General features: G+C 59.6%; 10 protein-coding genes and 1 tRNA gene. 2 read left to right on the top strand and 9 right to left on the bottom strand.

Annotated elements, in window-relative coordinates; genetic code table 11:
* From ROSMUC_RS21735 to ROSMUC_RS06735, 4 genes are all read right to left on the bottom strand, one after another.
* The coding region (locus tag ROSMUC_RS21735) for a thioredoxin domain-containing protein (protein ID WP_483880252.1) at nt 1-170 on the bottom strand (170 nt) is incomplete at its 3' end.
* A complete protein-coding gene (locus ROSMUC_RS06745; protein WP_037270920.1) occupies nt 167-631 on the bottom strand; it encodes a formate dehydrogenase subunit gamma in 465 nt (154 codons plus the stop codon). The genes ROSMUC_RS06745 and ROSMUC_RS21735, both read right to left, overlap by 4 nt.
* Nucleotides 632-722: 91 nt before the next feature.
* Nucleotides 723-1,610: a LysR family transcriptional regulator gene (locus tag ROSMUC_RS06740; protein WP_037270918.1), complete on the bottom strand. Its 888-nt coding sequence runs from the start codon at nt 1,608-1,610 to the stop codon at nt 723-725.
* A 313-nt stretch (nt 1,611-1,923) separates the two neighbouring features.
* Nucleotides 1,924-4,119, bottom strand: coding sequence for a VWD domain-containing protein (locus ROSMUC_RS06735; RefSeq protein ID WP_102105884.1), 2,196 nt, complete (start codon nt 4,117-4,119; stop codon nt 1,924-1,926).
* 533 nt (nt 4,120-4,652) lie between these two features.
* On the opposite strand from ROSMUC_RS06735, the gene ROSMUC_RS06730 reads away from it, so the two are divergent.
* Complete coding sequence (locus tag ROSMUC_RS06730; RefSeq protein ID WP_075571715.1) at nt 4,653-5,861, top strand: FAD-dependent oxidoreductase; 1,209 nt, start codon at nt 4,653-4,655, stop codon at nt 5,859-5,861.
* 62 nt (nt 5,862-5,923) lie between these two features.
* On the opposite strand, the gene ROSMUC_RS06725 is transcribed toward ROSMUC_RS06730, so the two are convergent.
* From ROSMUC_RS06725 to ROSMUC_RS06705, 5 genes are all read right to left on the bottom strand, one after another.
* Entirely contained in the window at nt 5,924-6,757 is an 834-nt protein-coding gene (locus ROSMUC_RS06725; protein WP_037270916.1) for a protein NO VEIN domain-containing protein, read from the bottom strand.
* A 348-nt stretch (nt 6,758-7,105) separates the two neighbouring features.
* Nucleotides 7,106-7,195, bottom strand: a tRNA-Ser gene (locus tag ROSMUC_RS06720).
* Nucleotides 7,196-7,370: 175 nt separating this feature from the next.
* On the bottom strand, nt 7,371-9,728 hold the full coding sequence (locus tag ROSMUC_RS06715; protein WP_037270914.1) for a TRAP transporter large permease: 2,358 nt from the start codon (nt 9,726-9,728) through the stop codon (nt 7,371-7,373).
* A gap of 14 nt (nt 9,729-9,742) precedes the next feature.
* Nucleotides 9,743-10,633: a TRAP transporter small permease subunit gene (locus tag ROSMUC_RS06710; protein ID WP_037270912.1), complete on the bottom strand. Its 891-nt coding sequence runs from the start codon at nt 10,631-10,633 to the stop codon at nt 9,743-9,745.
* A 102-nt stretch (nt 10,634-10,735) separates the two neighbouring features.
* Entirely contained in the window at nt 10,736-11,821 is a 1,086-nt protein-coding gene (locus tag ROSMUC_RS06705; protein WP_037270910.1) for a TRAP transporter substrate-binding protein, read from the bottom strand.
* Between the two features lie 244 nt (nt 11,822-12,065).
* On the opposite strand from ROSMUC_RS06705, the gene ROSMUC_RS06700 reads away from it, so the two are divergent.
* Complete coding sequence (locus ROSMUC_RS06700) at nt 12,066-13,328, top strand: SulP family inorganic anion transporter (protein ID WP_037270908.1); 1,263 nt, start codon at nt 12,066-12,068, stop codon at nt 13,326-13,328.
* Nucleotides 13,329-13,357 lie beyond the last annotated feature (29 nt).

Here is a 13,357-nt window from a genome sequence, read left to right as displayed (position 1 = left end):
CCATGGCGCACCCCGTCAATCTCAACTTCCACCAACGGCTCCAGCCAGATCATGCCGCGCGTGCCGGTGCGGATGATCTCGGCCGCAGGTGCGGCGGCACGAATCGCAGCCACGACCTCTTCAGCGCCTAGCGCCTTGGCGGCGCTGTCCATGGGAACATAAATCTTCATGCGCCCGCCTCCGCCAAGAGAGCGTCCATCCGGACGCCGTCCATCCGGCCAACCACACGATCATCCAGCATCGCCGCAGGGGCGCAGGCACAGAGGCCAAGGCAATAGACCGGCTCGACCGTCACCGCGCCATTGGCGGTGGTGCCGTGCCAGTCCAGCCCCAATTTCTTTAACGTCGCCTCGGCCAGCGCGGCCCCACCCACCGCTTGACAGGCTTCGGCCCGGCAAATCCTGAGGACATGCCGACCAGCGGGATTGGCTCGGAAATCGTGGTAAAAGGTGATGACACCATGCAGTTCTGCCCGGCTGATGTTCAGCGCTTCACAGATTGGGGCATGCGCCTGCGTCGGTACATATCCGAACGTCTCCTGCAAAGCATGCAGTATCGGCAAGAGCGGCCCTTCAAGGTGGGTATGCTCTTTCAGGATAGCGTCGATGTCATCCGAGGTGGGTGTTGTCATGGCTGGCCTCTCGCGGTTGCTGCAGCCAGTCAAACAGAGTTTATCATGTCCTATCAATATCGCAATACGGTCACTCGATAGGCATCACCTATCAAACGTCAGCACCAAGTCGCCGCGCCTCGCGCAAGAGGCTCTCCAACACAGGCGTATGCGGCTCGCGCCAAGGGGCCACCAAGCCCACCGAATGCGCAGGTTCGGACCCAATCAACGGAATCAGGTCCACATTCTTGCCGTTGGCATGGAACCGAGCGGCATCCTCGGGCAGAACCGTAACCCAGCCCCCGGCCTCGACCGTGGCCATCAGAACGACGGTCGAATTCGATTCGATCCACGCCTCTGGCGTAACCTCGACGGCAGCAAAATTACGGTTGATGATCCGGCGATTTTGCATGTCGGGCGTCAGCAAACAGAGCCGCTCCCCGGAAAGTTCATCCCACCCCACGCTCTCGCACCCGGCAAAACGCGCACCCTTGGCGCAGACCAGCATATAACGTTCTTCATAAAGCGGCTCCATGCTGACGCGACCCATCGGCTCGTTGTCGAGATAGGAAATGCCCGCATCAATCTCGAGATTGTCGAGCATCGACAGAATCTCGATAGAGGTCCGCGACAGGATCGTGAACCGCACCTTGGGATGCTTGGCGTTGAAACGATGGCAGAGTCGCGCCGCCCATGTCAGCGCAGTGGGAATGGCCGCAATGCGCAACTGGCCGGACAAGCCATGCCGTTTAGCGCGCATTTCCTCCCGTAATTGCCGCGCGTCCCCGACGATCCGTCGCGCCCAGACCAGTGTTGCCTGCCCTTCGGGTGTCAGGCCACCATAGCGCGAGCCCCGAAAAATGAGCTGCACGCCCAACTGCTCCTCAAGCTGTTTGATCCCCGCCGAGAGTGAGGGTTGCGTGATCCCGACCCGCACCGCCGCACGGCCAAAATGCCCCTCTTGCGCCACCGCGATGAACATCTCCAGCTTGTCGATCATGATGGCCTCAGCAAATGAATTTTACGAGATTCAATAGAAATCACAAATGAATCCCCCCTTGCAAGTCTGCTTGATCGAGCGTCGATTCCCTGCCCGCACAGCACCAAGCGGTGCCTGAAACCTATCCGCTTCGGACAGAGAGCCAAACTTCTCCAACTATTTGATTCAGAAAGATTTCGATTTATAGAGGTACTCAATTTTCCAAGATTTTTTCTGGAGCGGAACGTGATTTCCGACGGCACACCTTTCAAACTGCCCCCCACCACCGTTGCAGAAAGAACCCGCCAGGCTGCGCTGGCGGGTTCAAAAGGTCTCACAGGAACTGGAAATCATCCACGGTCAGCTGCGCCGCCGTCACGCCCTCGACAAGGATGGTGTTGCCCTTCACGGTCATCTGCGCGCCAGCCTCCGTGTCGATGATGTTCATCGCCGCCACGAACCCGGCAAGGCCGTTGCCGCCGTTGGTGATATTGGTCTCGCCCGTATCCGGGTCTACGCGGCGGATGAAGAAGCTGTCGATGCCATCCTCGAAATCGGTGATCACATCGGCCTCACCGTCAAAGAAGGACGAGAAGACGAATTGATCCGCGCCGCTGCCGCCGGTGATCACATCGTTCCCGGCCCCGCCATTGATCGTGTCATTGCCCGTGCCGCCGTCGATCAGGTCATCCCGGCCACCGCCCGCAAGGAAATCATTGCCATCGCCGCCAAAGATATCGTCATCGCCTTCGCCGCCACCGACGCTATCGTTACCGGCCCCTGCATCAATCGTGTCGCGCCCGGTGCCGCCGCCGATGTCGTCATTGCCCGCGCCCGCGTCGATCAGGTCATTGCCGAAACTGCCCGACATGCTGTCATTGCCGTCGCCGCCCGAGAGCGTGTCATTATCGGCGCCGCCTGCCACCACGTCATTGCCCGCGCCGCCCGTGATGCTGTCCGCGCCAAAGCCACCGCCGATGATGTCATCCCCATCGCCACCGTCGATGGTGTCATTCCCCAGACCACCACCGATATTGTCGTGGCCGAGGCCGCCGGAGATCAGATCATTGCCATCCGCGCCGGCAATCGAGTCATTCCCATCTCCTCCGTCGAGAATATCGTTGCCAGACTGACCGAACACACCATCATCGCCCCCCAGACCGCGCAGCACGTCATCGCCTGCGTTGCCGATCAATGTATCCGCCAATTCTGTGCCGACACTGGCCAAGGGCACCTCAAGCGCCGAGGTCAGGAAACTCTCGTCATTGGTTAGGGCAAAATCCAGCACCGCATTGTCGAAGGCCGCGCTGCTCTCTTGCAATCCCGCGGCAAGCGCTGCATCGCGCGCAGCGGCAAGAACTCCGGGATCAAGTGTGTCCAGCGAGACAATCGCACCGGGAAAATCCGACTGAAAGAACCCATCCGGGCTCTCACCTGCGTCGTAAGTAAAGAGGCTGTCCCCAAGACTGCTGATCCGCCAATCATCGCGATAGGCACCATAAAGCTCCGAGAAGACCAAGGGCCGTGCGAGCACGGTGCCATCAGCCTGCGCAATGTCATTGTCGGGGTTGCCGTCACCATCGCCAAGCAGCCCCTCAAGCGATCCGAGCAGCTCGGCGTTCAGACGCACGTCGAGGTCGAGGCGATCATCCCGTACCCGCACGACAACCTGACTGTCGCCATTGCCGATCACACCATCCGCGCCGGGATAGACAATGGTGTAAACATCTCCGCGCCGGTAAATGCGCCCCTCGCCCACATCAAGCGCCGATCCATCCGCCAGAGCAACCGCCACGCCATTCACGTGCAGCGGTTCCGTATCCGCCGCGTCGATCATCACCGGCGTGCCATCGAGATTGGTGGCAATCGCCTGATTGACGCTGACATTCTCGCCTACCGGAACCATCCGCGCCTGCAAGGCAAAGCCCTGCGCATCGGTGGATTGCAACAAAACAAACTCACCCGCCGCCTGGAAATCGTAATCCACCCCATCCAAAGTCTTGAGATGCGGATCACCAGAGACCCATCCCGGAAAGGCATCCGTCGAAAACTGCGGCAAGAGGTCAAGGAAAGCGTCGACGATATCGGGGTTGCCAGGCCCCGTAAAATCGAAAGCATCCAGCAGCAGGGTATCCGAGGGCACGCCCTCCAACACGGTCCGGATCGCATCAAAGCCAACGGTCAGGATGCTGACATCGCCCGCGGCGATATCTTCCAGAATACCAATTGACTGATCAATGACCTGCTGCACGCTCAGCCCGTCCGGCACGAGGTCCGGTGTCAGGATGGTCGAGAGTTGCGCCCTGATCGTTGGGATCACGCCAAGGAGAAAACTGAAGTCCGTGGACAGTAGGCTCGCCTCTGCCGCGTCGAGCAGGGCAAGGTATTCGCCGACCGTGATGGTCTCGGGATCAACAGCAAATGCATTGCTCAGATCCTGATCGTTGAGAAAGGTCAGTGCCGTCAGCAATTGACCATTCAGTGCGGTCAGATCATCGAGGCTTGTCACGTCAAATGAGTCGGGAAACATTCATGGCTCCATTTTCAATAATTGGGTAGTTTTCAGAAATCTTGTCCGGAAAGCTCAATGACTGAGCCAAGTCGGACCTACACACTCCACCAATCAACCGCCGCTCACCCAACACCGTCCCCTTCAAGCCTGCGCGCAAAGAACGCAGAGCGAAGGATTATGTGAAATCACTGACGAAAGCCCCAGGTGCTATGCGGGTTGATCCTGTGCAAAAGCATAGACATCACGAAACCGTGAAATCAAGCGGCGCGTGAGCCGACCGGGTGGGAAAATTCTGCCGATTGCCACGGGTGCGTAGCGCTGTTGCATGACCCGATCTGGCTTACTCTGGACAAGGGGGTTTTCAAACCAGGCACCCCGGTCAAGACCAAGGCCATTGCAACCAACGTCCTTGACGCTTGCCCAGCCGCGATACGGCGTACCAAGCTGGAACTGGGTAGCAGAGATGTCACGACAGGTGAACTTTTGGTGTTAAGTCATTGATACTTTAACTTTTCAATGATTGATACCCCTGACATTCAGGAGAAAGCTATATGCGGATCGCAGTCGTCGGTGCGGGCATTGGCGGTTTGGCATGCACACTATTGCTGCGCCGACAAAATCATTCCGTCTCCATCTTTGATCAATTCTCAGAGCCGGCGCCTGTCGGCTCTGGGCTCATGCTTCAACCCGTCGGGCTGGCGGTTCTCGATCACATGGGGCTTGGAGACGTGGCACGAGACATGGGCGCCCCGATATCAAGGCTGCTTGGGCATTCCGCGCGCAGCGGACGGCGCGTGCTTGACACGCACTACGGCGCACAACCCGGGCTCGGAATACACCGGGCCGCTGTGTTCGACCTGCTGTTCAAGGCGGCGATGACAAGCGGGCCAACCCTGCATACGGATAGCAAGGTCATCGCGCAAAAGGACGGTCGGCTTCACTTCGAAAACGGTGAACGGTCTGAGGCGTTTGATCTCATCATAGATTCCTCCGGTGCCGGCTCATTGCTTTCACCGCTTGTCGCCCGCCCTCTGGCTTTTGGCGCAATTTGGGGAACCGTGGATTGGGTTGACGGCGCTCTGCCCTCTGACATGCTGACCCAACGCTATCGGCAGGCCAATCGCATGACCGGCATATTACCCGTCGGGCGCATGCCCGGCGATGACATCCCCAAGGCCGCGCTGTTTTGGCTTTTACCCTATAATGGGCACGCCGAATGGCTCGACCGGGGTCTTGATGCCTGGAAAGCCGAAGCCTGCGACCTCTGGCCGGCATTGGCCCCGTTTGTTGACCAGATTGACGCACCCGAGCGAATGACAATGGCCCGCTATAGCCACGGCACCCTGAGGCGCCCGATTGCGCCCGGCATAGCCTTTATCGGGGATGCCGCGCATCGCGCGAGCCCACAGTTGGGCCAAGGGGCCAACATGGCCCTGCTCGACGCCTTTGCCTTGGCCCATTGGCTTGAGCACGAACCGCCCACGACCGCATTGGAGCGCTACGCGGCTTCCCGCCACCGGCATGTGGGTCTTTATCAGCTTGCCAGCCGGGTGTTCACACCGCTCTATCAGAGTGAGAGCCGTCTGCTGCCCTGGCTGCGCGACACACTCCTGTTCCCGGCAAGCATAGTGCCGCCGATCTCATGGACGCTGACCCGGCTGGTTCGAGGTGACCTGCTGCCACCAATACGCGGCACAGATTTGCCTCTACTGCCTCGCAGATTCTTAACCGAAATTTCCGACAAGAATAGCCATGGATAGGACCGTGAAGCTTTATAAACCTTTGAAGACGATCAAGCGGCGCAAAGGAACTGCTATTGTATTCAATGAAAACTCGCCTGAAAGGCCGTCGCGGTCAGCGAGACATGCGCGTCCAGTGGTGGGTGCAACTCGAACGCCTTCGGCTCGCGCGAGAAGTTCCAGAGCCGGAACAGGGACCATTCCGAACGCCGCTCTTCGGCCACGGCCAGCTCGTTGCGGCTGATGTGGAAAGGGGTACGCTCCCAGCCATTCGTCGTCTTCACCTCGATCAGACGTGGGCGGCCATCCGGCGCGAAGCTGGCGATATCGTAGCCCGCACCATCGCCATCCTCCTCCGATACCCACCTGACCTTGCGCGCAAGATCCTCGCGGCCCGCTGATTTCAGGGATGCACGCTCATGCGCTAGGACGCACTCCTCTCCGGCACGGCCGAGGGCGCGGTTTCGCTCGTCTCTCGCCGCGACATCGAATTTGCGGGCGATATGCTGCATCTGCTCCAGCTCCTGCGGCGGCGGCTGGTTCGACAGCGTGGGCGGCGGCCCGATCCAGATCGGCCGCGCCTCCGCGAGGCCTGTCGGCGGGCGGTTGCGCAAGACCACGGACGCCCAGTCCGGATGCGACTTCATCCAACGCTGAACAGCATCCTCAAGCGAACTCTGATAATTGAAGGCAGGAGCAAGACCAGTCAGCCAAGCCTCACCTAACCCCTTGAGAACGGCGCTGATGTTCTGATGCTTGTACTCGATCGCTTTCTTTGAGCGATCGATCCGCTCCGCGAGTGTTCGATAGGATGCCGCCTTGTTCGGCGTGGCTCCCGATAGATCGTCGGCCAGCATCGCGAAGTAATCCGCGACGATCAGGTCGTTCTCTTGATCTGTCCATGGCCCGTTTGACATTGCGCCAGGCTAGGGGCCGAAACTGCGTTTGTCATCAGAGACTTCGCTCAAATCTCCCAAAACATACCAACGACCACGCCGCCCGTGTCGCGTCGCCATCTGGTTTGAGACAAGCCGGAACTAGCGAAACACGGGCGTAACGCGATCCCGTCAGTTCACCGAAATATATGGGGATTTTTCTACCTACCTCGCCAGGAGCGCGGGGCAGGTGGAAAGAGACGATAGGCGTTCAGAGACCGATCTCGCGCAGGCCGTCAGTCTCCGAAGGGCGGATGGTCCCTGCAAACCCCTTAGGCACATAAAAAAAGGCCCCGTGAGGGACCTGTTTTCGCGTTTGCAATGTGCAAGTGGCGGAGCCGATGGGATTCGAACCCACGAGACCCTTCCGGGCCTACTCCCTTAGCAGGGGAGCGCCTTCGACCACTCGGCCACAGCTCCGTTGACGCGTATAGCCGCCCCTGTGGGAGAGTTACAAGGCAAAATTTCGACTGTTTATCCGATCCTTTGTGCCTGTACCTAAAAAGGTCAAAGCCGCCCCAAACCAGGGGCGGCCAGACCTATGCACATCCGGTGCCAGGGCCTGCGGATCATCTCCGCAGGGCACGGCGCAGCCTCAGTTTGCCATCAAGGCGGGCACAATCGTGACAATCGATGGGACGAACCACAAAAGGCCAAGTGCCCCAAGCTGGATCAGCACGAAAGGGATCACGCCGCGATAGATATGGCCGGTTGTAACCTCTTTGGGGGCCACCCCGCGCAGGTAGAACAGCGCGAACCCAAAAGGCGGCGTCAGAAACGAGGTTTGAAGATTGACCGCGATCATGATCGTGACCCATTTTGGATCAAAGGTCCCGCCATAGATCACCGGCCCCACGATGGGGATCACGATATAGATGATCTCTAGGAAATCGAGCACGAAACCCAGCACGAAAAGCACCAGCATCACGATCAGGAAAACCTTGAGCTCGTTGTCAAAGCTCTTGAGGAATTCCTGGATGTAATGCTCGCCCCCAAAACTGATGACCACAAGGTTCAAGAGCTGCGAGCCGATCAAGATGGTAAACACCATGCTCGTGACCTTTGCCGTTTCACGCACCACGGGCGTCAGTACCCCACCGGAATAAAGCACCCAACACGCAAACAAGAGGCCAAAAACAGCGTAAAGATAGGCGGCATAGGCAAAGAAGAACGCAACCCAGGATTCAAAGCTGACCCCGTCCTGATTGATCCGAAGGTCAAAGTTGATGCCGATCAGGATCGACAGCACCACCGCCAGCGTGGCCAGGATGATGATCTTGGGGGACCGATCCTGATCGCGCAGCTTGCGATAGGCCGCGAGCATTATGGCCCCACCAGCGCCCAGTGCCGCCGCCGGGGTCGGGTTGGTTATCCCGCCCAGGATCGACCCCAGGACCGCGACAATCAGCACGAGGGGCGGAAAGACCACGCGGATCAGTTCGTTCTTGGCCATCCGCGCTGCGCCGTGGGCGCAGCCATAGCAGGCCATGGCCAGAGGTATGGCCAAGAGCAAGACCGTCACCCCAGACGAGGTTGAAGGACGGATGAGCGTAATATCAACCAATATCCCCAACACGATCCCAAGCGCCCCGATCAAGAGCGGCGCCGGATTTGCGGACGGGGAAACGCCCCGCGCCACGGCCAGCGTCATGCCCAGCATCACCATCAGCGTGGCCACACCAGTGCCGATCGGGGCTGCGTCTGCCTCTTTTTGCAGGCGCAACGCATCGATCTCTTCTGGCGTCAGGCGCACGCTCGCGGTGACGCCACCTGCTGCGTCAATCGTCTGTTGTTCAGCCACGGCCGCATCCCATTTCGACTGCCCGTGCAACTCGATCATGGCCGCCTGACATTCGGCGCTTACATTGGTGCGCAATGACGCGGATTTACCCTGATCGCTGAAACTGTCCACGATCAGGTTTTGACTGCCGACCATACCCAAGGTCGAGAGCAACATCACTCCGGCAATCAGCGCAATCGGGACACCCAGAAACCACGTGAACCCCTCACCACGGGTGATCACCTCACCGCGTCCGCCCCCGGCGATCTGCACAGCCGGGGCCTTGGACGGGTTCACCAAGGCATACCCGAATGCATAAAGCCCATAGAGCAACGCCAGCATCACGCCCGGCAACAGCGCCGCCTGAAAGAGCGTGCCCACCGACACCACCGCCGGCTCTCCCAAATAGGTCAGTGCGTCCGAGCACCCCACCGCCAGCGCCCGGTTTTCCTGCGCCACGGAATAGAGATCGCCCGCCAAAGTCCCCAAGAGCACGATCACAATCGAGGGCGGAATGATCTGGCCTAGCGTGCCCGACGCCGCGATGACGCCAGTCGCCAGTTGCGGACTATAGCCGGCGCGCAGCATCGTGGGCAGGCTCAAAAGGCCCATTGTTACCACCGTGGCCCCCACGATCCCTGTCGAGGCCGCAAGGAAGGTTCCAACCACCACGACCGACACCGCCAGACCGCCCGGCAGAGGGCCAAAAACCCGCGCCATGGTGGTCAAGAGATCATTGGCGATCTTGGAGCGCTCCAGGGTGATCCCCATCATCACGAACATCAGCACCGCCAGCAGCGTCTCGATCGACGCGCCCGCCAGGACCCGCTCGTTGATGCGGTTCACAAGGAAGGACACATTGCGATCCAGCGCCACCTCCCAGCCCAGCGGGAATACCGGCTGCGCCGCGCGCGGCAAATCCGGATAGCGAAAGATCGAAATGGCATCGGGCCGCACACCGCTCGCCAGAACGGAATTATAGGCTTCGCTCGTTGTGTCGATCGCCTGATGGATGAGCAGCCCCGCGCTGTCCAACCCGGCAATAATGCCAAATGCCACAACCCCCGCGCCGCCAATGGCAAAGGCCACGGGAAAGCCCGATAGAATACCCCCAAAGAGGCACAAGAATACGATGATCAGCCCGATCTCGACGCCGTCCAGTCCGAATAGCATTGGTCCCTGCCCCTTTAATGTGTGCCTTCAAAGGCTTCTTCACCCTCGCCCAGCGTGTCGCGGTCGAGGTATTTGCCCAGACTGTCGGGGCCTTCCTTGAATTCCAGATAAGAGCGCCAGAAAAACGCCATGGCATGCAGGAACACCATGCCTGCAAAGAGCACTAGCAACACCTTGAACAGAAAGTACCCGTTGAACCCGTTGGGGCTGAACCCGATGGTTTCCACATTCCAGCGCAACGCGCGGGACTTCATCAAAAGACGTTCCAGCGGTTCGCTGGCCGAAGGGTTCGGCACGATCAGGTGCCGCCACATGAAGAACCAGCCATACATCCACGTCAACACCGCCATCGGCATCATGAAAATCAGACTGCCCGCCATATCGATGATCTTTTTGGTGGCATGGCTCACCGGCGCATAGATCAGGTCCACCCGCACATGCCCGCCTTGGACAAAGGTGTATGTAGCGCAGAGCGTGACGATCAGCGCGTTGTAGAGCTTGAGTTCTTCGGAATACCAACTGATGTCGAACTGGAGCGGAATACCGATGCCGAACACCATATCGGGACGGGCAAAGATACGCTGAATAAATACAATTAGTATCTGTTGGATCACCATGATCAGCCCGGCCCAAGCAGCAAAACGGCCGACCGTGTTGGCCATTCCCTCCAACCCGCGCACACAGCCCCACATGAATTCGTTTTTCCAGATGCCCACGGCGGTAAGCACCAGAAACACCGTGAAGACCACAAAAAAGAATTCAACCGAGCCGCCATAATAAACGACCCGCATGATCGCCTCTTTGTCGGACCAATTCAGCCAGCTTGCGGGATGGCTGAGGGCATAGACCAGATTGTAAAAGGCCATGCCGATATTCTGGAAAATCCAGAGAATTGCGTCCAGCATCCTGTCCCCCTCACGCGCGGTGCTGCGGGCCCGCGCGGCCCGTCATTCGGTAGCGGCAGGCCCCGGCATACGGGACCTGCCAATCAAACCATTCGCCGGGGATCAGCCCAGAACGCGGTCGCGTTGCGCGGTGTAGGCACCGTCCGACTTGTTGATCCAAGCCGAAGACGACTTCAGCGACGCCATGTAGCTGTCATAGACGCGCTTGTAGATTTCGTCGCCCATGTTCTCTTGATGCACGGCATCCGATGCCTGACCGAAGGCATCCCAGACGGAATCCGGGAATTCCAGCGTCTTGACGCCGTTGGACTGCAAACGCTGCAACGCGGACGAGTTGTTGGACAGGAACTGCGCCAGATTCCACTGATGCGCTTCGGCGCAGCCGATCTCGACCATCTTCTGCTGGGCAGGGGTCAGGCTCTCGAACACTTCGCGGTTCATGCCGATCGACAGACCCGCACCCGGTTCGTGGAAACCGGCGGTGTAATAGAACTTGGTGATCTCCTGGAACCCGGCCTTTTCATCGGCCCAGGGACCGATCCACTCGGTGCCATCGATCGCGCCAGACGCCAGCGCCTGATAGACTTCGGCACCCGGAATGTTCTGAACCGATGCGCCCAGTTTGCCCAGCGCCTTGCCGCCCAGACCCGGCATGCGGAATTTGAGACCGTTGAAATCCTCGGGACCGTTGATCTCTTTCGAGAACCAGCCACCGGCCTGCGCGCCCGTGTTGCCCGCAAGGAAAGACTTGAGACCAAAGATCTGGCCCAGCTCGTCATGGAACGCAGCACCGCCGTCGTGGTAGTACCAATTCACCAGTTCCTGCGCGGTCATGCCGAAGGGCACCGATGTAAAGAACGCATAGGCAGGGTGCTGACCGACGAAATAATAATCGGCCCCGTGATACATATCAGCCTGACCGGCGGTCACGGCGTCGAACACCTCGAATGCACCCACCAGTTCACCGGCACCCTTGACGTCGATCACGATGCTGCCATCGGCCATGCCGTTGATGTTGTCGGCGGCGCGCTGTGCGGCGTCAAACACACCCGCAAGGCCCCGACCCCATGTCGTGACCATGGTCAGATTGCGCACGCCCTGCGCATAGAGCGGTGCCGCCAGCGTCGACGCGGCAACAGCGGCCCCGCCACCCAAAGCGGTGTTTTTCAGAAAAGAGCGACGATCCATGTGGTTTCCTCCCCATTATTGTGACAGTGCCGCCACCTCTCTGACAGCACCCGGATCCTGTGTAGTGGGCAGACCTTAACGACGGGTTCTGCATCTGCAAATACCGACTACTGCGTAGAAACCGGGGCGAGGTGCAAACTTTCGTGATGATTTTCGGGGTCTAGACAGGTCTTTGCATGCAATTGTGCACGCAGCCCGCGCTTTGTGCTTGAAACCGGATCGGCGCGGGTGTTGAGATTCGCGCATGACACCCAAAATCTTTTCCACCCTCCCGGGCTACACCGGCGCCCTGTTTCGTGCGGACCTCTTCGCAGGTATCAGCGTGGCCATGGTGGCGCTGCCGCTCAGCATCGCTATCGCCATTGCGTCGGGCGCAGACCCAGCCTCGGGGCTGACAACGGCGATCATCGCGGGTTTTCTCATTTCGGCCTTGGGCGGCAGCCGGGTGCAAATCGGTGGTCCCACAGGCGCCTTTATCGTCGTGGTTTACGGCGTCATAGCTGAACACGGTCAAGATGGGCTGATCATCGCCACACTCATGGCCGGCGTGATCCTTGTGATCGCAGGCCGATTGCGCGCAGGCAGCCTCGTGCGACATATCCCCGAGGCGGTGATCAATGGCTTCACAATTGGCATCGCCATCATTATCGCCACCAGCCAAATCAAAGACTTTCTCGGCCTCAACACCGAAAGCCTGCCGGCTGAATTTCTTGATAAGATAGAGGCGCTCTGGCACGCCCGAGACACGTTCAACCCGCAAGCGCTGGTGATCGGCCTGGCAACCATGGTGCTTATCGTGGTTCTGCGCCGCGCAGCCCCCCGTTATCCGGGTCTGATCGTGGCCGTGGGCCTCACCTCCGCCGCCGTGGCGCTTTGGCATCTGCCGGTTGATACACTCTTGTCGCGTTTTGGCCCTCTGCCCAACACGCCCAACATGCCCAGCATACCCGACCTCAGCCTTGAGCGGATGATCGACCTGCTGCCATCTGCCCTCATTATCGCCTTTCTGGCGGGAGTGGAATCGCTGCTCTCTGCGGCCGTTGCAGACCGGATGATCGGCGACAAATCCCAACCCAACGCCGAGGTGATCGGCAATGGCGTGGCCAATATCGGCTCGGCGCTCTTTGGCGGGTTGCCAGCCACGGGCGCAATTGCCCGCACCGCTACCAATGTGCGCGCAGGCGGGCGCACGCCGGTGGCGGGTATGGTTCATGCGCTCGTGATCCTGCTGGTGATGCTGCTCGCGGCCCCGCTCGCAGGCTATTTTGCCATGCCCGCCCTTGCCGGTCTCTTGATGCTGATCGCGTGGAATATGTCTGAGCCGCACAAATGGCGTAGCTATATGGCCGACCACCCCTCGGATCGGGTTCTGCTCTTGCTCACCCTCATTCTCACCGTGCTGGCCGACCTTACGGTCGCCATCGGGGTCGGTGTGGCCTTGGGCCTGGCACTACGCCTGCGTCGCCGGGATGTGCCGCCCGCCGATTGGCACCCGCCAGAGCATTGAAACACGAGACGCTGGAAATGGCGCGCATT

It is taken from the genome of Roseovarius mucosus DSM 17069 (assembly GCF_000768555.3).
Classification (GTDB): domain Bacteria; phylum Pseudomonadota; class Alphaproteobacteria; order Rhodobacterales; family Rhodobacteraceae; genus Roseovarius; species Roseovarius mucosus.
Note: the sequence above shows the minus strand (reverse complement) of the source record. Positions and strands in the feature narration are given on the sequence as shown.